The following is a 20922-nucleotide window of genomic DNA, read 5'->3' as shown; positions in this document are numbered from 1 at the left end:
AGTATGGAGATTAAGGAATTACAGGAAAAAGTTGAACTCCACTTATCAGCCGTTTGGAAGGAGAACGTAAATGTCTCGCATATCCATCATTTAAGTGGAGGTGCTTGTCAAGACAACTATGCATTAGACTTGGCAACTAAATCCGGTAAACAATCGTTAGTTTTGCGTACGGACAAGGGAGGAAGTTTACTTTCTTCTTTATCCAAACGAGATGAGTTCAAAGTGGCCGAACTTGTTTATAAAGCAGGTGTCAAAACTCCTACACCTGTTTTTCTCGAAGAAACTCCAGAGGTGATTGGTTCTCCCTTCTATCTAATGGAAAAAATTGATGGTAAAGCGACTGGTCGTTACATCACAAAAGACAAGGAATTGGATTCCTATCGAAAGACTAAGATGGTTTCTGATTTGGCTGAGAACTTAGCCAAACTCCACACAGTAAAACCAAGTATAGTTTTGGATGAAGAACTAAAACAAAAATTAAAGTTAGTAACTACAGACAATTATATTGCGATAGCCATCGCTGATCTAAGACAATCGTTAGACGAGCTTCCAGAAGCACACCCTGCCATCGAACTCTGTCTCTCTTGGTTAGAAACCCATTCTCCCTCAATTGATGAGATTGTTCTTGTTCATGGGGATTTTCGAACCGGAAATTTTATGATGAATGCTGAGGGCCTCCAAGGAATTTTAGATTATGAATTTGCACACTTTGGAGATCGCCACGAAGACATAGCTTGGTTGTGTATGCGTGATTGGAGATTTGGGCGACTCAACAAAGAAGTCGGTGGTTTTGGAGATCGCAAAGATTTTTACGAGGCCTACCAAAAAACTTCTGGTATTCCTGTGGATCCATTTAAGGTAACTTATTGGGAGATTATGGGTAACGTTCGCTGGGCCATTGGAAGTGCACAACAAACGGAAAGACATTTATCAGGTAAAGACAAAGGGATTGAGCTTGCGGCCATTGGTCGGCGCACAGCAGAAATGGAATGGGAAGCCATGCGACTCATTGAGGAATTAGAACATGCAGTATAGACCAGAAACAAAAGAACTCATTTCAGCCATTCAGGATTTTTTAATGAAAGACCTACTTCCTAAACTAGAAGGTGATGATCTGTTATCCTATAAAACATTAGTATCCTGGAATATGTTAGGTGTGATTGCAAGAGAAACGGAATCATCTGAATTAGAATCTGATTGGAATCGTATCCTAAATTTAAATTTAAAAATCTCTAAATCAGAAGAGGATTACAATCGAGACCAGTTTTTAAATTTAAGCCGTAAGGAAAAATATAACCTTCTTCTTGATTGGAACAAAACCTTTGCCAAAAAAATTCGGAACGAAACAAAAGAAAACACTGGTTTAGATTTAAAACCAGGTGGAAAGGTTTGGAATTTTACAAAAAACCAACTGAAAGAAGCACTCGCTGTTTCCAATCCGAGGTTCCAAACCTAAATGTCTTTATTGTATTTGGTCCGTCATGGACAAGCAGATCGTCTTGGAAAAAATTACGACCAGTTGACAGAACATGGTTGGAAACAAGCTAAACTTCTTGGTGACTATTTCAAAAGCCAACGTATCGAATTTGATTCCGTTTATACAGGGACACTCAAAAGGCAAAAACAAACTGCTCAAGGAATCATCGAAAGTTTTGCTAATGATAGGTTCTGTATTCCAGAACCCATGGAAAATTCTGCTTGGGACGAATTTGATTCAAAAATGTGGCTCGGTCTTGCAGCTAAGATTCGTCATGCGAATGTTAATTTTGCAAAAATATATGAATCGTATAAAAAAGCTTGGGAAGAAGGAAAAGAGGAAACAAGGGATTACTTCCAAGAACTCATTCAAATTGTTTTAAATGATTGGGTCCATGGGGTTTGGGATCCTGTGGAACCGTACACATTCAAAGAATATGTGGATAAGGTTTCTTCTGGCCCTAAGGAAATTCCTGAAAATGTGAAAAGTACTCTTGTGATTTCTTCTAGCACTCCCATTGCTATCATGATGGGTCTTTCTTGTAAAATGGAACCTGTTGAATTTCCAGTTTTTATGAAGTCAATCACCAACTCTTCTCTCAGTATCTTTCGTAGAGAAAAAGACCATTGGGAACCTGTGAGTTGGAATAATACCCCTCATTTACAAGATCCGGATTTGGTGACTTTAGTTTAGAAATTTTACAAGGGCTCGTTACAAATCAATTCGAAGTTGAGTGTATCGACGTCAATTGGATTGTTCCCAGTTATATGGGAACAAACTAATTAGTTCTGTTATTGGGCAAAAGAGGAAAGAAGTTTGATTCTATTTTTTGCCTTTTGACCCCAACCGGTTCTTGGAAAATTTTTATATAAATGTTCCATAGCGGCTAGCTCTTCTTCGTTGGATTTACTATGACGGATTGTAATTTTTGGCTCTTCTTGGAATTTAAAATCAACGGCTACATGAAAACTCCCTAAAAAAACAACGGTTCCCGGTTGTAGGTCCACTCGTGATTTTTCAATGTCTTTTCGATCAAAGTCGATATCTATTTTATTCGGTTGTTTTGTACTTCCGAAAGCAAAATCAGAAGCTCCGCGGTTTAGTAAATGAACTGCATCATGAATTTCATACTGACCTTCCTTTAAATTTTGGAAGTAATAGTAGTGTTCGGAACTTTCGCTGTATTCAAAAGTTTTTTCACCTTTTTTAAGTGTTACCTTTTGGAACCTCGGATCAATCAATTCATCCAAAATCATTTCATCTTTAACTATTGTCATGTGAACAATGATAAGACTACTTTGTGCATTTTTAGGTCCAAAACTTGAACATTCTGGGAATAAATATGTGATTAAAAATAAAATCAAAAACTTTCGAAAGATTCCAGAAGTAACCTTTTCGAACTTCGATATTTTTTTCTCTGAAGGAGACGAATCCCCCTCAGGTTGTTTTTCTAAATAGTTGTCTTGTGGATTGGAACTCATTGGTTTGTATTACCTTAACCCATCGGGTATTGAATCTTTTTGGAAACAAAATTGATTTCAGTTAGAATTTCGTCTGACAAAATCACATCTGTTGCCTTTAAAGATTCTTCTAGTTGGGCGACTGTGTTGGCTCCAATGATGGTAGAAGCAACATAATCATGTTGTTTACTCCAAGCAACGGAAAGGACGGTGGAACTCATTCCGTATTTTTCGGCAATGGCCATTAGTTCTACCGTGGAAGCTAAAGTGTTTTCATTTAGGAAACGAATTGCCATTCGTTTTTGCCTTTCCCCTTCCGCCATATAACGAACAAACCGAGTCCCTTCTGGCGGAACAGGTCCGTTGTATTTTCCTGTGAGAACTCCTCCCGCGAGAGGAGAATAAGGAAGTAGGGAGACTCCTTCCTTTCGGCAAACTTGTGCTAACTCATCTTCAAAACGACGATTGAGAATCGAAAAATTATTTTGAATCGAATCATAACGAATGAGATTGTGTTTGTCTGAAGTCCAAAGACTTTTCATAAGACCGAAAGAGGTTTCATTAGAACAACCTGCGTATCTAATTTTCCCTTCGTCTTTTAATTCCGTAAGGGCTTCCATGGTTTCATCATAAGCTACATCATGATCTGGCCAATGGGTTTGGTATAAATCAATGGTTTCTACGCCTAATCTCTGTAAGGAGCCTTCAATCGCACGACGGATATGATATTTATCTAAAGCTGTTTTTCCTTCACGAAGGGGAGGACTAAACCAACCATGACCGGGGCCTGCAACTTTAGTTGCTATGATGATTCCGTCACGAGGCTTAGTTTTTAACCATTTACCAAAAATTTCTTCGGTTCTGTGAACCCAAGACTTTTGCGGAGGGACTGGGTAAATTTCGGCAGTGTCATAAAAATCGATTCCGGCATCAAAAGCACGATCCAAAATTCGAAACGCCTCATCTTCGTTACACGAGGAGCCAAAAGTCATGGTACCCATACAAATTTCGGATACCACCATTCCTGTTTTGCCAAGTCTTCGTTTTTTCATGTTATTTTTTAATTAAAAATGTTCTGAATTGGTTTTTCGGATCACTCCATTCGATGACATGATCTTTTACCTTTGCTTTGGTTGGGCCTCGTTGCATGGCTCTATACAAATCTTCGATAAAAAGTTTGTCACCTTCTGCAACGGCTTCTACTTCTCCATTGGGTAAGTTCTGTGTATAACCCTTAAGTCTCATCTCTTGGGCTTTCTGGAGGATGTAATAACGAAATCCGACCCCTTGCACCGTTCCCCGTATTACAATTCGCGCTCTTGCTTCTTCTGATTTTGCCAAAGATTGTCTCCTTTCTTGAACTTACTTGGATTTTGATTTCTCTGCAATGTAATTTTGGATGGCCGATTTAAAAAGAGGAACAAACTTTTTATAAACATCTCGTTTGAACTCGACAACCGATTGGATGGTTTCTTCAATTTCCATAAATTGTATGGTCAAAAACTCTTGTTCGTGATGGACCAAATCACATTCTTCCAAAGTCCCGTCCCAATGGAAAAGGATCCATCTTTGTAATTGGCCACGAAATTTTTGCAAATGTGAATTGAGGCCAAGCGAATTGGGAAAGTCGTAGGGAATCCAATCAGGATATTCCGTTATATAAGTTGCCTTTTTGATACCAAGTTCCTCATATAATTCTCGTTTAGCGGCATCCAAATAATCTTCGTCTTCATCGATGCCACCTTGAGGGAACTGCCAAGAACCTGGGAATTGTACTCGTTCCCCCACGATCACTTTTCCTAAAGAATTAAAAACCACCATGCCTACGTTTTTGCGGTAGGGTTTGTCTGTCATATTCCTTAGAATGTCTCTATCATTCATTTTCGCAAGAAATTCCTTAATTTTTTGTTTCTCCGTAAGTCCGTGGTTCCAATCTTGGGATTAGGAGAGACTATGAAGATCATTTTAGTTCGTCACGGTGAGGCTGAAAATGCAACTCCTACTATTTCCGATACCCAACGAGAACTAACAGACAAAGGCGTCAGTGATATTCATAAAATCGGAAGGTTCATTAAAAACTCCGCCTTAGCCGTAAAACAAGTTTATTACAGTCCTTATCTTAGAACCAAACACACTGCAGAAATTCTTTCTGATGAATTGAATTACAATGGAGAAATGTTAGCATCCGATGATCTGGCTGCTGGAAAAGGTTGTTCCGATATTATTTCTTGTTTAGTAAATTTTACCAATTCCGATACAGTATTGTTAGTTGGTCACAATCCAGACATTACCTATTTTGCGGCAAGACTCCTCGGAAATGCAACCGTAGCCGAAAATTTAATTTTCCAACCTGGTTCCACCATCGCCATCAATGTAGCACGGGAAAAGTTTGCGCATGGCCAAATTATCTGGGCGATTTCTCCAGACAATTTAGGTATTTGAATTCCTATTTCTAGTAAGGCTTGACCCGTTTTGGATCGTAAGGTTTTTGGATTTCAGAACACGGGGTGTAGCGCAGCGGTAGCGCACTTGTCTGGGGGGCAAGGGGTCGCCGGTTCAAATCCGGTCACTCCGAAGTTCAATTCCTAAAAAACCCAGCAGGCCTTGCGAACAAAACCTGCCGGAAGAAAATTCAGGATGATGATTTACAAAATAAAACTTAAGAAGATTTGCTTTCGTTTCCTTCTTTGACTTTGTCTAAATACTTAACTACGTTGTCTTTGAGTTCGTCAAAACGAACGATTCCCCAAGCAATACCCATTTTTACTTTTAAAGCATTGTCACTAGTATCACTTTCGCCTTGTTCTTTTAACTTTTGAAAGTTGGTTTCGAATTTGCTTTTTTTCTCGTTTAGGTCCACTACGAGTTTCTCCCAAACTTCTTTGGAAGTCTTTACGGCACCAATTCCAGCATTTACGATATCTTGAAGCTTGTTTTCCACATTGCTCATCGGATGTTACTCCTTATGGTTCCATTATTTTGCAGTGCACAATAATGTCCAGAAAGAATTTTCTGGAGGAATCTGAAATCCTGAACCAAAATGGTCGGATGCGCGTAAAAACCCTATGGACTCTCCTTTCCATTTCCACCCTCGTTTTCCTGATTTTGGATTGCGGTGGCCAAATCCAGGAAAAGCCGATCGCTGGCTGTGAACGAATTTCTGGAACTCCTGGCCCCGAAGATTTAGATCTCATCAGAGATACATCTACTGTCATTGTGTCTTCCCATGAACGTCGCAATGGTCTGAAAGACATTGGAGCTTTATTCGAAGTTTCGCTCCAAGATACCAATCAGAAATTAGAATCCAAAAAAATAGAAACCAATTATCCTGAAAACTTTCGTCCGCATGGAATTAGTTATGCGAAAGTGAATGGAGTGGATACTTTAGCTGTCATCTCACATACATTAGCAGATGAAAATCCACATACGATCGAAATTTTTGAACGTTCTAAAGTAGGCAAATGGTCCCATATAAAAACTTTGAGTGATCCAACGCTCACAAGTCCCAATGATATCTTTATGAATGATTCTGGTGAAATTTTTGCATCCAATGACAATGGAACAAGCAATGCCTTTCGTAAGTATTGGGATATGATCATTCGCAGTGCTCGTGCCGACATCGCTTATTATGATGGAAAATCTTTCCAAGCACTGGAAGTTCCCGTCCTCCTCGGAAATGGAATCTATATTCGTAAAAAAGGAAACGAGGAAGTATTGTATCGATCTGTGTTTGCAGAAAAAGCTATCCGCGTCTACCAAGTGGATCGCACTGCGGGTAAGATTAACTTAAAGTATTTGGAATCCATCGCCATCGGTGCGGGACCTGACAACATTATGGAAGATGAGAAGGGAATGCTTTGGCTTGCGGCCCATGATTCTACTTATAAATTCATTCGTCATGTTATGAACAAAACCAACTTAGCACCCACTCGCATTTTCAAAATCAATCCAGAAAACAAAGAAGTAACAGAAGTTTATGCCAATGAAGGTGCGGAAATTTCTGCCGGAAGTACAGGACTTGTATTTAAAAATAAACTTTTGATTTCCCAAGTGTTTGAAGATTTTCTTTTGGTCTGCCCAAGGCCATAAGGAAACGCTCTATTCAAATTTTTGGATCAGATGGTTTCGAGAGACGCCATCTGATTGATAGCAAATTAAGGACTACAATTTATTTATAATCAGTTTTAAAAAAATTGACATTTGCACAAATACTGTGCAAAATAGAAATCTATGAAAAATGTTACATTTAGAGTAGAGGATGACAGGCTTGTCGAAAAAGCAAAATTAAAAGCGATCTCCATTAATCGGTCATTAAATGATTTGTTTGTTGAGTGGTTAAAAAACTTTTCGAATGATAATAATGATGATTTTGATTATAAAAAATATCTCGCCAAGTTCAAACACATCAAAATTGAAAAAAAATTCTCACGTGACGAAATGAATGAAAGATAAAGTTTTTTTAGATACCAATATCATTCTTTACCAGTTTAGCAATGATACATCCAAAAAAAATAGAGCCATTGATATCCTAGACGAGGCCACAAAGTCTAGTAAATATACGATCAGTTATCAAGTGATTCAGGAATTTTCGAACGTTGCTCTTAACAAAAACAAAGGATATTTTTCAACCAACGAATTAAAAACCTATATCAAAGATATCCTTATGCCTTTGTGTAAATTTTATCCAGGACCTAGTTTCTATATTGATTCCCTTAAACTTAAAGAGAAATACAGGTATGCTTATTATGATACATTAATTATTGCTGCAGCTCTCGATTTAAAATGTACAATATTATTTTCTGACGACCTTCAAGGGAATCAGAAAATCGAAAGTTTAGAGATTATAAATCCTTTCAAAAAATAAATTTATCCGGCAATAGCCTACTTCGCATAACATTAACTTTTCGTTTGAAGACTGAATTCTCAGCATCTATTTAAAGGATAAAACTCAATATGAAATACATCGCATTGTTTAGAGGAATCAATGTAGGCGGGAACCGAAAAGTGGAGATGAAAAAACTAAAGGTTCTTTTTGAGTCTTTAGGGTTCACTGAGGTTTCCACTTATATCAATTCTGGGAATGTTATTTTTGAATCAAACCAAGATCCAAAAACGGTTTTTTTAGCAATAACAACCGGTTTAGAAAAGAATTTCGATTTTGAAATTCCAACTCTCGTTAAGACAGAAAAGGAAATGAAAAAAATTGCAGATGCTATCCCAAGTGATTGGCAAAATGATCCAACACAAAGAACGGACATTGCTTACTTATTTCCTGATGTAGATTCCAAAAAGACAATTGAGGAATTACCTTTCAAAAAAGATTTCGTAGATGTTCGTTATGTCAAAGGTGCCATCTTTTGGAATATTAAAAAAGAAGATGTGAACAAAAGCCAACTAGCTAAATTAATCAGTCATAAATTGTACAAGTCCATGACGATTCGAAATATAAACACAGCTAGGTTTTTAGCAGGAGAAAAAAAGTAGGAAAAAAATCGATGATACCGAGCCTAACGAGTCACCGTTTCATAATTACTTTGTAGAAGTGTTTCTATATTGATAATCCCCTCAAACCAATCCTTTCAATACCGCTTCTATCGTCTGCACTAACAATGGTTCGCGATTCTCTTCGCAGTATTGGGCCACAAGTTTTGGATGAGTGAAAGCCGTTCCTGCAGTAATCAAGATTTCTGTGACCATGTTAACTTCTTTCTTTTTTAACTTTTTTTGTTCCATGGCTTCTGTGACTAATTTCGACATCTGCTTACGCATGTTTAACAAATGAGTTTGGATGAATGGTTTTGACTCGGCTGCAGCCATATCAAAGGCCTTATACAATTCGGGATCCAGTTTTACTTTCTCCAACTTCAGCCGGTGTAAATTTAAAAACCAAGTGAGAATTTTCTGCAAAGGATCTCGTTTTTCCAGAACCAACAAATCTTGTTTCTTGTCCAGATTCACTAGCCATCGCTCTGATACCGCATCGAAAAGGGCCGTTTTGTCTTGAAAATGGGAGTAAAGTGCCGCATGACTAATTCCCATTTCTTTAGCCACATCCACCAGGCGAACCTTTTCAAATCCTTTGGCCCGCATTTGGTCGATGGCAATTTCTACCGCTTTATCTTGAATTTCCGAAGGGGTGAGACCAGTCCGAGGCATAGGGAAATTCTCGTATTTCCGACTTTCTGGTCAATTTAAAATTACAAAATGAAAAAAACGTTAGTTTTGAAACTTACGGACTTGACAATTTGTAACTTACATAATATTGTAAATGTAAGTTACAAATACGGAAGGTAATCAGATGTTATGGAATGGAAATACAATACTCATCACGGGCGGAACAAGTGGGATCGGGCTAACTTTAGCCAAACGACTCGCAGGTCTCGGAAACCGAATTTTAGTTTGCGGAACCAATGAAAAGAAACTGGAGGAGATTCGGAAATCATACCCTGATTGGGGAACGTATCTTTGTGATGTTTCTCGTCCCGAGGAAAGGGAACGATTGTTTTTGGAAACAACAAAGGATTATCCGGAGCTGAATGTGTTATTCAATAATGCTGGAATCCAACGGTATCCTAAATTAAACGAAGTGGAACCTTGGTCGGAGATGGGAAAAGAAATCGATATCAATTTGGGGGCTCCCATTCACCTCTCTACGTTATTCGCTAAACACCTGTTTGCAAAAGAGAATGCAGCGATTTTAAATACCACTTCTGGTTTGTCCCACATACCTTTGGCTTATGCCCCTGTTTATAGTGCCACCAAGGCAGCATTACACTCTTTCACAATGACACTTAGGTTTCAATTTCGCAATGAACCAATCCAAATCATCGAGGTTTCTCCTCCTATGGTGGATACAGATTTAGGTATCCCTAACACGCATACGGCGGGACTGAATTTAGATGAATATGCGGATACTGTGATCAGTGGATTAGAAAAGGGAGATCTGGAAATCACAACAGGTTTTTCGACAATCTCAGCCAATGCTAGTCGAGAGAAGAAGGATGAAATGTTTTTGTCTATGAACCAGGCTCGGAGTGGATCAAACTAAAGACCGACCCACAAAGGCACAAGCGATGGCATCCCAAGAGTCATCGTGGCCTCCCAGATCCTTAAATCCTAAAATCATTTGGATCGCTGCCCGAACTTCTTTTTTGGTAGCGTTTCCTTTTGTGGAGATTCCCTTTTTGATTTGGGTGGCTGTTAAAGATACTGCGGGAATTTGTTTTTCCCCCAGAGAAAGAAGGATGACCCCGCGGGATTCCGCGACCTTCATTCCTGTTGTGGTATTTTGAACAAAAAACAATTCTTCTACGGCCGCCGCATCCGGTTGGAATGCAGTCAGGATGTCCATAAGTTCCGACCGAATTTGGAGCAAATTGTCGGGAGATGGGGTTTTCGGAGCCACCTCAATCGTTCCGTAAGTTAAGAGAGTTGGATTGCGACGAAGGCCTTCGGGAAAGGACAAAATGGCATATCCGACGCGGTGGGACCCAGGATCAATTCCTATGACTTTCAATAATTTCTTTCCTAGCTTTCGTACTTTTGCCCAGTTTCGACCTCCCTGACCCAAAACCTAGTCTAAAAATGAAAATGACAGGGTACTTTCCTTCCGTATAGTGGAAGAAAACCACCCGCAGGAACGTTAAACACATGACCGCAACGGCAGTGAAACTCGAAAAATCCCAGGCGGAGAAGGCTCTTAGTGCTCAAGCCGCCCTCCTCAATGATATAACCAAACGACTCGCTCTGAAAAATTCCGACAACGGCAAAGTTTCTGTAAGCAAAATGGACAAAACGCAACATGTGTTTTACCAATTGGCTTGGATGACCGCTCAACAACGTGTTGCTGAGAACTTTATCGTTTATGCTTGGGATGCTTCCAAGGGAACGGGCGAAATGGAACAGAAAATGGCCCTTACGTTTGCGGCTGAAACTGTTTCTAACATTCGTTCTGAACTCGCAGCTCGCCCTGCAGAATATGAACTAACTTACCAAGAACTATTCTCCAAACTTTTTTCTGATGAGATCAACACTTTCGTTGAAGCAGCTTCCAAAATGGAAAACTACGAAGCCATCGTTGATAAAATCGTAGACCTGGGACACTTCGGTGCTTATGGCCTTTCGGAAGACCATGAAAACTTCCGCGGAATCTTCAAAGACTTTGCAGAAAACGTAGTTGTTCCTCATGCAGAACATGTCCACAGACATGACGACCTCATCCCACAAGAAATCATCAATGGATTAAAAGATATGGGTTGTTTTGGACTTTGTATTCCAGAACAGTTTGGTGGAATCCAACCAGATGACCGTCCAGACAACATTTCCATGTTAGTGGTAACTGAAGAACTTTCTCGTGGATCACTCGGTGCTGCGGGATCTCTCATCACAAGACCAGAAATTATGTCCAAGGCTCTCCTCAAAGGGGGAACCGAAGAACAAAAAAACAAATGGTTACCACTACTTGCTTCCGGTGAAAAATTTGCAGGAATCATGGTAACAGAACCTAACTACGGTTCGGACGTTGCAGGAGTTTCTGTTACGGCAAAAGAAGTGGACGGCGGATTTGTCATCAACGGTGTCAAAACTTGGTGTACATTTGCAGGTTATGCGAACCTTCTTCTCATCCTTTGTAGAACAGAATCGGATCCAAGTCTCAAACACAGAGGCCTTTCCATCCTACTTGCCGAGAAACCTTCATTTGACGGACACGAGTTCAACTACAAACAAGACGGTGGCGGAACCATCCAAGGAAAAGCAATCGGAACCATTGGTTACCGAGGAATGCACTCTTACGAAGTCTCTTTTGAAGATTACTTTGTTCCGAAAGAAAACCTTCTTGGGGGAGATGCGGGACGTGGCAAAGGATTCTATTTCCAAATGGAAGGATTTGCTGGTGGACGGATCCAAACTGCTGCTCGTGCCAATGGTGTGATGCAAGCGGCTCTTGAAGCAGCACTTCGTTATTCCCAAGAACGTAAAGTATTCGCAAAACCAATTTACGATTACACCTTGACAAAGTTTAAAATTGCGAAGATGGCAATGATTGTCCAAGCAACTCGCCAATACACAAACTATGTAGCAACTCTACTCGATAACCACAAAGGCCAAATGGAAGCAACACTTGTGAAATTGTATGCATCCAAAATTGCTGAGTGGGTGACACGTGAAGCAATGCAAATTCATGGTGGTATGGGTTATGCGGAAGAGTATCCGGTATCACGATATTTCGTTGATGCTCGTGTATTCTCTATCTTTGAAGGTGCAGAGGAAGTGATGGCTCTTCGCGTTGTTGCGAAGGACCTACTTGACCAAGCACTCGCTTCTTAAGTAGAAAGAAAATTTTATCTTTGTCGGAAGTGTTTAGGCGCAAGACGGCAAAGGAAGAATCGAAAAAGGCTCGGGAATCCCCGGGCTTTTTTTATATCGGAAAGGGAATTTCTTTCCGTTTGATGTTTTTACTTTGAAAACTTACGTTTGCATTGATTGGAATTTAATTTCTTCTAGAATTTGATGTATCTGGTGCAGGTTTACATTCTTCGGGAACTTCACAGAATGCCTGGATCATAAATAAATATCCATCAAAGTTTGTGCAGATACTAATCCCTAATCTTCGATATCGTTCCGCTTCGGGAGTTCTTTCGCAAGCCAAAACTGAGGAAAGAAAACATTGATTGGAATTTTTCTTTTCTTTGTCACATTTTCCCGTTACGTTTGCTATTTCCCGATCACAATTTGTGAATGAAATAAGTGTTAAGAAAAGAAAAACGAATTTAATTTTCTGCATGTTTTGACCTATTGACTTTATAAAATCTCAAGTAATATTGATTTGATTTTAGCGGATGACTTTTGTTTTACGATAGTTTCATGATCCATTGAATCTAGTCTACTTAAAATCACACTTTCAAAGGAAACCATTTGGATTCTGACTTTACATCTGAAAGATATTTTCTGAATCTAAATAGGCCTGACCTAGATCAATAAGTTGGAGATACCGACTTTAATAGGACTTGCGGGAAAAACAAAAAAATCGAATATTTATATGATCAAAAAATCAATCCCACAATTACCATCTTTGGATCTTTTTCGATCAAAGGATTTTTATGAAAACAATCTGGGATTTAAAACTCTAAAACAATATGATGATATTCTTCTATTGGAAAAGGATGGGATTGAACTTCATTTATGGTTATGCGATGATCCGTCCATTCCGCAAAACTCCAGTGTCTATTACCAAGTCGATAGTATTGATTCCATGTATTTGGATTACAAAAACAAAGGAATTGTCCATAAAAATGCTGAATTGATGGATAAACCTTGGGGGATGAGGGAATTCTATGTCTAGATTCGGATGGAAATTTATTGAAGTTTGGACAGGTTATAGAAAAATAACTAGATAGATTTTTAAAAATCGAATGTCTAATTCGAGTAATGGAAACTTATTTGTGTTAAATGTAAGTTTGTTTTTGTAATACAATGGATGCATCATTCAAACGGAATAGGATGATTTACTAAACAAGAGAATGAAACTTAAGTGAATATAAATCGAATCCTATTTTTCCATTCCATACGAGTGGCCGCCTTGGCTTTTTTTGTTTTCCATCTCTCTTGCAAAACTCCCATGCCTGAGTTAAGTTCAGAGGCAAAATTATCCAAAGGAAAAATGATTTCCATTCGATGGACAACAACTGACCCCGTTTTGGCAAAAGTATTTAATGAAGTTTTCCCCGTTCCGCCGGCAATTCTTTTAGATGAAAATGCAAATTTAGTCGACCTAACGACCGTTCCCCTGCCTGAACCAAATCCTGACCATGCACCGAAACCAAAAAAAGAAAAACCGATGAATCCTAACGAATTACCTAGATGGGACCGCGGCTTTGAATTATCGAATATAGATAATCTAACGCTAGTCATTCGGAAAGAAAGCCAAAGACCATTTTATAGTGTCGGTATGAGCCTTCTTGCATTGACCATGTTGTATTACGGAACAATGGAAACAGAAGCGGAACTTGTATGGACTTCGGGAGAAACCAATCTCCATAGAATTTCATTTTTATCGACGTATGAAACTATCTGGGCTCCTATGCCATTTTATATTGGAACTGGTTCTACGATTGTGGCGCCTGCTTTCAATTCGAATCGTTATCCATCCAGTTTACAAAAATACTGTACGTTAGAAAAACCAAGTAAACTACGTGAGTCCTTGGAACAATCTCACACAGAAAATTGCAAAGAATATGAAACATTCTTAAGGCGTTTGTTCTTACAAAATTATGATACCATCCATTCTCAACTGAAAGAATGGGAAAAACGAAACCAAGATTGGTTTCAACCGTAACAAAGGAACGATTCCATTTGATTCAAAATCAAAAACTAATACATCGATTTCCTCGTAAATTCGTTGTTATTGTTTCTTTTGTATTTTTTTCGGCGGTAATTCCACTAAAGGATCTAAACTCGATTTCTATCCCAAAAGAAAATTGGAATTTAGTGATGTATGGCGGAATTTTTACAACGACTGACCTCATACCTATCGTGTTTCGACAAAAAACGGATTATAAAGAATCTTATATTGGAAGTTTGGGACTGACAAGACCTCTTGATTATCGAATTCGCTGGTTTGATTTTTTATGGGAAGGAAATGTTACCAAACATTTTGGTGAAATGAATCATTGGGAAGTAAACGGTTTTTACATTGTCAAAATTGACAGAATGTATGGTTCCCCAATTAGTTTGTCGTTAGGTGAAGGATTGTCGCTGGCATCCGAAAACCCAAAGTTAGAAAATAAGGCCAAGGGATACTATTTAGATGGGTTACAAAAAGATGCCATAGAATCGCGGGCACTTCTTAACTATATGATGGTGGAGATTAGTTCTTATTTACCTTTCGAAAGAAAAACTGAACTTTTTTTACGAGTCCATCACAGGTCCGGAATTTTTGGACTGTATTGCCCGCCCGATCCCAATTGCGGATCCAATTTTGTGAGTTATGGATTTCGCACGTCTTTCTGATTCTACAGCACAATGGACAAACATTGGACCATAGAATCAATTCCTTAAACTTATGACGGATAGTTAATTTGAATTTGTTTTAGTTGGCTCTTTGATCCAATCAAATTTTGTATCTTTATGTTTTCCCTCTTCAACTAACTTGTGTATATTGAGAAGCGATTCATAAGGAGTATCTGTTAAAACCAAATTGATTACGGATTGTGGTACTGACCCACCTGGCTCAAAATGTGCTTGGTATTCAATTTTTAGTTTTCCATTTGCAAGTGGAATGATTCGCCAAACACCTTCGAAGTTTTCCATACGAGTGACACCGGAAGGAACTGGGCGAGCATTAGAATCTAAACGTTTAATTTTCATTACAGTAGCCAATGTTTTTTCATTTTGTTCAAAACCTCGGTCCATAATCAAATCACGATCATTCACAGGCCAAGGAGCACCATTTCTGAGATACATAACTGATTTTTTTTCTGTTCCTGAAAGGAGCGTTAGTTCCTTACATTGGTGGTAAAGATTTTTACAGGATGCAGAATCAGTGAGTAGAGCAACAATTTGAGAGATGGAGGCATCTACTTCCGTTCGGCCTAAAAATTCATCAAGGTTAGAACCGGCAAAAGGGCGTGTCAAAACTTGTATTCCTTTTTTTCGTTTGGATTCCGACCATTCAGGTGTTTGGGCAATGAGTGTAGATAGACTCGATAGAATGGAAACTCCTACCAAGGTTAGTGTGAGGATTTGTTTTTTTGTCATGGGTTACCTGCCTATTTGTAAATGAATGAGTGGTCTCACTGTCTCTGCAAAGAATAATGAGGTTGATGAAGCTGGTAACAAACTCAATCCATTTTTTCTTCCTATATTATTTACAGCAAGGATCGCCATGTAATTCCGATTTTTATCTAACCATGGAAAGAATCCATTGATTCCAATGCTATGAGAAATGAGGTCACGATCGCATTCAGCCGGTATATCTGTCGTAGTACAAAACCGCCAGTTGCCTAGTCCGTATTGCCATCGGTAACCAAAAGCAGAGAATTGTGAGTATCCAATCTTTGCTCCATTGTATTGGTCAGCTAAAATTTCCGTTACCGATGTTGTGGAGAGAAAATTAGCGATATTGGCGCCCGAGGAATTTTTCGCAGTTCCATTGGTCAAGAGGGCATTTAGCATTCGAGCATAATGTTCAGGTGAGATCGAAAGTCCAAAGGCACCTGACAAACTTCCATCCGTAACCTCAGCAGTTCTATAATTGCCTCGCCAAACAGCTTGGCTTGCGTCCCAACCTAAAGGATTTACAATCAGTTGAGTAAAGATTGTGTCCCAAGTTTTTCCACAGGAGACCTCTAACATACGTTGTGCGACTGCCATATGGTTGGAATTGTATTGGTATAGGGCACCAGGTGTTCCTGTCGATTGGTCTCGGATTTCATTGACACAACTGTCTTTTTGTGTGCCGGTGGCACCCACTGGTAATGTGGAAATACAACTCACTTGCCCCGATCCATTCCCACCACCTGCATTCAGACCCGAAGTGAAAGATAACAATTGACGAAGAGTGATCGTTCCTTTGGTACCTGTCCATCCGAGGATGTCTCCAGTCGTTCGGCTAAGTGAGAGAGCTCCACCGGTAACACAAGTGTTTGTCGTTACTGTTCCACAATTAGCAAAGGTAACACTACTGGTATTACAATCTATTGCCCGCATGGCAGTAATTGCAGTCACCCATTTGGATCCAGATGCAATCGGACGGTAAGTATTATAATCTAATACGGATTGTCTCGCATAAATTTTGTTACCCGATTGGTCATAAACTTGAAAACTGGCACCTTCATCGGTAGTTTTTACATATTGATCAAAACAGGAATCAATGGTAAAACAAGAACCTGCGATACCCGCCAAAAGTAATGATTGTGCATTCTTATCTTTTGAAACAGATTTGTTGCAATTGGAAAATACAACAAAGGAAGAAAGTGATATTAATAATATATAAAAAGCAGATTTCATAACATTCCTCATTTAAAAACGGATAGGTTCTATAGTAATGATCTTTCCTGTATTTTCTAAGTCGCAGGAGGCAAATTCGGGAAGTAACGATGCATCCCTGGCAACTCCCCCAACAGTTGTTAAACTGTCATAAACAGATCCTAAAACCAAAGCACCTTTGGTGCGTATATCTGACTCGCATTTTAAAACAGAAGTTTCCATATAAGAATCATTATCATTAACCTCAGAAACATAGGAATAAAGGATTTGGGTCAGAAATCCATTGATAATGAGGAGGGGTGAGATGGGACCTTGCCCGCCCTTCATTCCTGACTGGGAAAGCCAGAATGCGGAAGCTGTTGTTTCTGCCTCAAATATTGCTTCGGAAATTCTTTTTTTTGCCTCAGAGCCCCTGATAGCTCCATAAGTAGGAATTCCAATTCCTTCTGTAAGCATACAATTTGTCAAAAAGACAAAGAAAAGAATGGCTAGAAACACTTGTTTCATGAGATTTTTATCCTTAATAGAGAATGAAACGATCTGTAAACTTTTCCTTTCACCACATGATTCGGATTCCTGAGCCAGAACTTATGGAAGACCTTATCCAAGTAGAGTCTTATGCTAAAGCTGACTTTGAAACTGCACATTCCTTTCTCATTCGTAAATTTCAAGATAGACTTCCTCAAAGGTTTGCACCAGAATCCATTTTGGATTTAGGTTGTGGCCCTGGGGATATGTCTTCTCGGTTGTATTCACAATTTCCTATGGCGAATTTTACATTTCTGGATGGTTCCGAATTCATGATAGATCTTTGTAAGAAACGTATCGAGACAATGGTTCCTAAAAAAAGAAACAATAAAATTGATTTTAAAAAAGAACTCATTCAGGACTTTGTTCCCGAATCACCATACGATTTAGTATTTTCAAATTCTTTATTACATCATCTACAGGATCCATTTGAATTTTGGGCTGCTGTGCAAAGGTCTATCCATCAAGATAGTTTTATCTTTATCTCAGATTTAATGAGACCGGATTCTTTCTTTAGTGCAAACCAGCTAACCAAACATTATGCGAATGAAGAATTTGAAATTCTTAAAAAAGATTTTTACAATAGTTTACTCGCAGCTTATCGAATTGAAGAAGTGAAAGAAATGTTAGAGATTGTTCGATTGGATACAAAAATGAATTTAGAACCAATCTCTGACAGACATTGGATCTGTTATTCTAAGCAAAGAAATTGAATGTGAGTAAGGGTCGGTATTTTTAGGTTTACCAATAACCGATATCTTACATTAGATTTTGAGTTTCGAAACAGGAATTCAGAGGGACGAAATACCTTAAGTAAGGTATTTCTTTTCGACTCTGACTTTATCCATATGGCTGATTCTTAATTCTGTGGCTAGGTCTTCCAAAAATAGGATTTCTTCCTGGTTAAGAGAACCATCAGATGCAACAATACAAACGGCATCTTCAAAGAAATTCAGCGCATACTCGTCGTTATCCAAAACAACTTTAGTAATGGTTTTCATCGGGAGAGGATTTTCAAAAGTCTTTGAAAGAATTTCTAAAACTGGTTTTTTCTGGGCTTGGAATCCACTGAGAAGGCAATCGGGTTCAAATAGTACGTTGACTAGTTCCCCTACGATATCCCCTTCTTTCTTTCTAAATTGACCATCTGCATTACAAGCATACGACCACAAACTAAGAAGGACTTTGGCATATTCAATGTGAAGGTCACTTTCTATGTCCAGAGTCGACTGGATCGATTCTGGATGTTTGTTTTTGTTACCCTTGACTTGTTTCAAATTTTGAACGATTTTCTTTGCCATAACAAACAGGAATTTTATTGCCTTGGATTCTCTGTTCAACTTCATTTTTTTACTCTTTTCTTGATTTTTCCCAAAAATGGGCTGAATTGGAACTTCGAATCAGGAAACTGGAATTAATCTATGTCGAAAAACATACTAGTTACGAGTGCTCTTCCCTATGCCAACGGTTCCATCCACTTAGGACATGTTTTGGAAGCAGTCCAAACAGATATCTGGGTACGTTTCCAAAAGTTAGTAGGAAACAATTGTTATTTTTTCTGTGCCGATGACACACATGGAACTCCGATCATGATTGCCGCAAAAAAAGCTGGCAAAACTCCAGAGTCCATGATTGAAGAGGTACAGAAGGAACACTATAAAGATCTAACTGCTTTTGGAGTTTCGTATGATAACTATTATACGACAAATTCAGAAGAAAATAAAAAATTCTCAGAATCCATATATCTCATCTTAAAGAAAAAGGGTCATATCGTTGCACGCAACATTGAACAGTCATATTGCGAACATGATCAAATGTTTCTTCCTGATAGGTTTATCAAAGGGACTTGTCCAAAATGCGGTGCGAAAGACCAATACGGCGATTCTTGTGAAGTTTGCGGAACAAGTTACTCTCCCAAAGATTTAAAAGATTCCTATTGTTCTATCTGTGGAACAACACCAGTACTCAAAGAATCCAAACATTTATTTTTCAAACTCCAAGACTTCCAATCCCAATTGCAGACTTGGATTGAAGGAGAAAGTAGATTGAATGAAGGAGCCCAGAAAAAACTAAAGGAATGGTTTACCTCTGGCTTACAAGAATGGGACATCAGTCGGGATGGCCCTTATTTTGGATTTCCAATTCCCGAAGAAGAAAACAAATATTTTTATGTTTGGTTGGATGCACCTATCGGGTATATGGCTTCAGCTTTAAACTTCTTAAAAGATGAAAAGAAGTTCAACGAAATCTGGAAAGAAGGAAAGGGCGAAATAGTCCACTTCATAGGAAAAGACATTCTATACTTTCATGGCCTTTTTTGGCCTGCAATGCTTATGGGATCCGATTACCAAACCCCATCCCAACTAAACGTTCACGGATTTTTAACTGTCAACGGCGAGAAGATGTCCAAATCAAGAGGGACATTTATTAATGCCTCTACCTTCGCAAAGTATTTGGATGTTGAACATTTTCGGTTTTATCTTGCCTGTCGATTGGGTTCTGGAATGGAAGATGTCGATATTTCTTTTGATGATTTTGTATCCAGAGTCAATTCCGACCTGATTGGAAATCTAGTGAATTTAGTATCTCGAGTTTCCACGTCTATCTTGGACAAAATGGATCGAAAGTTAGGTGCTCTTTCTCTGGAAGGAAAATTGCTCGTCCAGGAACTTCTTTCGAAAGATTCAGAAATTCGAGAAGCTTTTAGTTCGCGTAACTATTCTAAGGTGATGCGAGAAATTACAGGACTCGGCGATAAAGTCAATAAATATGTAAATGATTATGCTCCTTGGAACCTAATCAAAACGGATGTCGAAAAAGCAAGAGAGGTGGTGACCACGTCTCTAAACTGTGCTAAAATTTTGTTTACGTATATGGCTCCGGTAACGCCAAACATCGTGAGTTCTTTGGCATCTCTATTTCAAGTTCCGACTTTGAGTTTTTTAAATCTTACCGAGACTTTGGAGAACAAAGTCCTTGGGCCATACCAAATGTTATCAAAACGCGTTGAGGAAAAAAATATTTCACTTATGATAGAAGAAACGAAAGAAGCTTTTGAAAAAGCAAATCCTGAAAAATCTAAACCTGAACAGAGTAAAACCTCTGGTTCCGATTCTAATACTGCAACTGTATCGGAAGACGGATATATCACTATTGATGAACTTTCCAAGGTCGAACTTCGAGTGGGTCACATTGTCGAAGCAAATCCCGTCGAAGGGGCCGACAAACTCTTGTTTGTGAGAGTAAACTTGGGAGAAAAGGGAATCAAAAATGTATTTGCTGGGATCAAAGCCAGTTATACAGCCGAAGAGTTGGTCGGAAAAAAAGTGGTGGTGGTTGCCAACTTAAAACCACGCCAAATGAAATTCGGCCTATCGGAAGCGATGTTACTGGCATCAGGAAAAGATAAAACATTGTCTTTATTTGTTCCTGATCGCGATGCAAATCCCGGTGATCTTTTAAAATAAATTT

27 protein-coding genes and 1 tRNA gene are annotated in these 20922 nt (G+C 38.8%); 16 read left to right on the top strand and 12 right to left on the bottom strand.

Features of this window, described 5'->3' with window-relative positions:
• The first annotated feature begins 3 nt into the window (after positions 1–3).
• The 3 genes from LEP1GSC199_RS01020 to LEP1GSC199_RS01010 are packed head-to-tail and all read left to right on the top strand — an operon-like array spanning position 4 to position 2170.
• On the top strand, positions 4–1035 hold the full coding sequence (locus LEP1GSC199_RS01020) for a phosphotransferase family protein (RefSeq protein WP_002976111.1): 1032 nt from the start codon (positions 4–6) through the stop codon (positions 1033–1035).
• Positions 1025–1456, top strand: coding sequence for a hypothetical protein (locus tag LEP1GSC199_RS01015; protein WP_002976064.1), 432 nt, complete (start codon positions 1025–1027; stop codon positions 1454–1456). Before LEP1GSC199_RS01020 ends, LEP1GSC199_RS01015 begins: the two co-directional genes overlap by 11 nt.
• Complete coding sequence (locus LEP1GSC199_RS01010) at positions 1457–2170, top strand: histidine phosphatase family protein (protein ID WP_002975982.1); 714 nt, start codon at positions 1457–1459, stop codon at positions 2168–2170.
• A 98-nt stretch (positions 2171–2268) separates the two neighbouring features.
• On the opposite strand, the gene LEP1GSC199_RS01005 is transcribed toward LEP1GSC199_RS01010, so the two are convergent.
• Genes LEP1GSC199_RS01005 through LEP1GSC199_RS00990 form a run of 4 tightly spaced genes read right to left on the bottom strand, consistent with a single transcriptional unit; the run spans position 2269 to position 4818 of the window.
• Positions 2269–2958, bottom strand: a complete 690-nt coding sequence (locus tag LEP1GSC199_RS01005; protein WP_002975988.1) for a hypothetical protein — start codon at positions 2956–2958, stop codon at positions 2269–2271.
• Positions 2959–2972: 14 nt separating this feature from the next.
• On the bottom strand, positions 2973–3989 hold the full coding sequence (locus LEP1GSC199_RS01000) for an aldo/keto reductase (RefSeq protein ID WP_002976118.1): 1017 nt from the start codon (positions 3987–3989) through the stop codon (positions 2973–2975).
• A 1-nt stretch (position 3990) separates the two neighbouring features.
• Positions 3991–4278, bottom strand: a complete 288-nt coding sequence (locus LEP1GSC199_RS00995; protein WP_002975990.1) for an acylphosphatase — start codon at positions 4276–4278, stop codon at positions 3991–3993.
• Positions 4279–4299: 21 nt separating this feature from the next.
• Entirely contained in the window at positions 4300–4818 is a 519-nt protein-coding gene (locus LEP1GSC199_RS00990) for an RNA pyrophosphohydrolase (protein WP_002976100.1), read from the bottom strand.
• Between the two features lie 72 nt (positions 4819–4890).
• Between LEP1GSC199_RS00990 and sixA the strand changes: the two genes are divergently transcribed.
• Both sixA and LEP1GSC199_RS00980 read left to right on the top strand, forming a co-directional pair.
• Entirely contained in the window at positions 4891–5379 is a 489-nt protein-coding gene (gene sixA / locus LEP1GSC199_RS00985) for a phosphohistidine phosphatase SixA (RefSeq protein WP_002975983.1), read from the top strand.
• 61 nt (positions 5380–5440) lie between these two features.
• Positions 5441–5512 (top strand) — tRNA-Pro (locus LEP1GSC199_RS00980).
• Between the two features lie 84 nt (positions 5513–5596).
• Here the strand turns inward: LEP1GSC199_RS00980 and LEP1GSC199_RS00975 are convergent.
• The gene (locus LEP1GSC199_RS00975; RefSeq protein WP_002976077.1) at positions 5597–5887 is read right to left on the bottom strand and encodes an LIMLP_16025 family protein; all 291 of its coding nucleotides are present in this window, start codon (positions 5885–5887) and stop codon (positions 5597–5599) included.
• Positions 5888–5931: 44 nt separating this feature from the next.
• Between LEP1GSC199_RS00975 and LEP1GSC199_RS00970 the strand changes: the two genes are divergently transcribed.
• From LEP1GSC199_RS00970 to LEP1GSC199_RS00955, 4 genes are all read left to right on the top strand, one after another.
• Positions 5932–7026 (top strand): hypothetical protein, encoded by a 1095-nt coding sequence (locus LEP1GSC199_RS00970; protein ID WP_002975992.1) that lies wholly within the window; start codon positions 5932–5934, stop codon positions 7024–7026.
• Between the two features lie 141 nt (positions 7027–7167).
• Entirely contained in the window at positions 7168–7389 is a 222-nt protein-coding gene (locus tag LEP1GSC199_RS00965) for a hypothetical protein (protein WP_002976101.1), read from the top strand.
• Positions 7379–7801 carry a PIN domain-containing protein gene (locus LEP1GSC199_RS00960; protein WP_002976047.1) on the top strand — a complete coding sequence of 141 codons (423 nt, stop codon included), beginning with the start codon at positions 7379–7381 and terminating at the stop codon, positions 7799–7801. Before LEP1GSC199_RS00965 ends, LEP1GSC199_RS00960 begins: the two co-directional genes overlap by 11 nt.
• A gap of 89 nt (positions 7802–7890) precedes the next feature.
• Positions 7891–8421: a DUF1697 domain-containing protein gene (locus LEP1GSC199_RS00955; RefSeq protein ID WP_002976074.1), complete on the top strand. Its 531-nt coding sequence runs from the start codon at positions 7891–7893 to the stop codon at positions 8419–8421.
• A gap of 81 nt (positions 8422–8502) precedes the next feature.
• Here the strand turns inward: LEP1GSC199_RS00955 and LEP1GSC199_RS00950 are convergent, their stop codons facing one another.
• On the bottom strand, positions 8503–9093 hold the full coding sequence (locus LEP1GSC199_RS00950; RefSeq protein ID WP_002976053.1) for a TetR/AcrR family transcriptional regulator: 591 nt from the start codon (positions 9091–9093) through the stop codon (positions 8503–8505).
• 142 nt (positions 9094–9235) lie between these two features.
• Between LEP1GSC199_RS00950 and LEP1GSC199_RS00945 the strand changes: the two genes are divergently transcribed.
• Positions 9236–9985 (top strand): SDR family oxidoreductase, encoded by a 750-nt coding sequence (locus LEP1GSC199_RS00945; RefSeq protein ID WP_002976026.1) that lies wholly within the window; start codon positions 9236–9238, stop codon positions 9983–9985.
• On the opposite strand, the gene LEP1GSC199_RS00940 is transcribed toward LEP1GSC199_RS00945, so the two are convergent.
• Positions 9977–10453, bottom strand: coding sequence for a crossover junction endodeoxyribonuclease RuvC (locus LEP1GSC199_RS00940; protein WP_002975993.1), 477 nt, complete (start codon positions 10451–10453; stop codon positions 9977–9979). The two genes, LEP1GSC199_RS00945 and LEP1GSC199_RS00940, sit on opposite strands and share 9 nt — an antisense overlap.
• Positions 10454–10587: 134 nt before the next feature.
• Here LEP1GSC199_RS00940 and LEP1GSC199_RS00935 point away from each other — a divergent pair, with 134 nt between their 5' ends.
• A complete protein-coding gene (locus LEP1GSC199_RS00935; RefSeq protein WP_002976153.1) occupies positions 10588–12264 on the top strand; it encodes an acyl-CoA dehydrogenase family protein in 1677 nt (558 codons plus the stop codon).
• Positions 12265–12427: 163 nt separating this feature from the next.
• Here LEP1GSC199_RS00935 and LEP1GSC199_RS00930 read toward each other — a convergent pair whose 3' ends face one another.
• Positions 12428–12721: a hypothetical protein gene (locus LEP1GSC199_RS00930; protein ID WP_039925687.1), complete on the bottom strand. Its 294-nt coding sequence runs from the start codon at positions 12719–12721 to the stop codon at positions 12428–12430.
• A gap of 255 nt (positions 12722–12976) precedes the next feature.
• Between LEP1GSC199_RS00930 and LEP1GSC199_RS00925 the strand changes: the two genes are divergently transcribed.
• The 3 genes from LEP1GSC199_RS00925 (at position 12977) to LEP1GSC199_RS00915 (ending at position 14946) form a co-directional block, all read left to right on the top strand.
• Entirely contained in the window at positions 12977–13279 is a 303-nt protein-coding gene (locus LEP1GSC199_RS00925) for a VOC family protein (protein WP_157356583.1), read from the top strand.
• Positions 13280–13468: 189 nt separating this feature from the next.
• On the top strand, positions 13469–14272 hold the full coding sequence (locus tag LEP1GSC199_RS00920) for a hypothetical protein (protein ID WP_002975996.1): 804 nt from the start codon (positions 13469–13471) through the stop codon (positions 14270–14272).
• On the top strand, positions 14236–14946 hold the full coding sequence (locus LEP1GSC199_RS00915; protein WP_051999714.1) for a hypothetical protein: 711 nt from the start codon (positions 14236–14238) through the stop codon (positions 14944–14946). Before LEP1GSC199_RS00920 ends, LEP1GSC199_RS00915 begins: the two co-directional genes overlap by 37 nt.
• A gap of 63 nt (positions 14947–15009) precedes the next feature.
• Here LEP1GSC199_RS00915 and LEP1GSC199_RS00910 read toward each other — a convergent pair whose 3' ends face one another.
• The 3 genes from LEP1GSC199_RS00910 to LEP1GSC199_RS00900 are packed head-to-tail and all read right to left on the bottom strand — an operon-like array spanning position 15010 to position 17430.
• Positions 15010–15693 (bottom strand): START domain-containing protein, encoded by a 684-nt coding sequence (locus LEP1GSC199_RS00910; protein WP_002976155.1) that lies wholly within the window; start codon positions 15691–15693, stop codon positions 15010–15012.
• Between the two features lie 3 nt (positions 15694–15696).
• Positions 15697–16944: a serine hydrolase domain-containing protein gene (locus LEP1GSC199_RS00905; RefSeq protein WP_002976156.1), complete on the bottom strand. Its 1248-nt coding sequence runs from the start codon at positions 16942–16944 to the stop codon at positions 15697–15699.
• A 12-nt stretch (positions 16945–16956) separates the two neighbouring features.
• On the bottom strand, positions 16957–17430 hold the full coding sequence (locus tag LEP1GSC199_RS00900; protein ID WP_002976050.1) for a TIGR04452 family lipoprotein: 474 nt from the start codon (positions 17428–17430) through the stop codon (positions 16957–16959).
• Positions 17431–17453: 23 nt separating this feature from the next.
• On the opposite strand from LEP1GSC199_RS00900, the gene LEP1GSC199_RS00895 reads away from it, so the two are divergent.
• Positions 17454–18164, top strand: coding sequence for a class I SAM-dependent methyltransferase (locus LEP1GSC199_RS00895; RefSeq protein ID WP_002976007.1), 711 nt, complete (start codon positions 17454–17456; stop codon positions 18162–18164).
• Positions 18165–18260: 96 nt separating this feature from the next.
• On the opposite strand, the gene LEP1GSC199_RS00890 is transcribed toward LEP1GSC199_RS00895, so the two are convergent.
• A complete protein-coding gene (locus LEP1GSC199_RS00890; RefSeq protein WP_415857898.1) occupies positions 18261–18752 on the bottom strand; it encodes a TerB family tellurite resistance protein in 492 nt (163 codons plus the stop codon).
• Between the two features lie 120 nt (positions 18753–18872).
• On the opposite strand from LEP1GSC199_RS00890, the gene metG reads away from it, so the two are divergent.
• Positions 18873–20918: a methionine--tRNA ligase gene (gene metG, locus LEP1GSC199_RS00885; RefSeq protein ID WP_002975997.1), complete on the top strand. Its 2046-nt coding sequence runs from the start codon at positions 18873–18875 to the stop codon at positions 20916–20918.
• The last annotated feature ends 4 nt before the right edge of the window (positions 20919–20922 follow it).

This window comes from Leptospira vanthielii serovar Holland str. Waz Holland = ATCC 700522, from assembly GCF_000332455.1.
GTDB classification, from domain to species: Bacteria; Spirochaetota; Leptospiria; order Leptospirales; family Leptospiraceae; genus Leptospira_A; species Leptospira_A vanthielii.
The sequence above is the reverse complement of the archived record's forward strand: the minus strand, read 5'-3'. Positions and strand labels throughout refer to the sequence as shown.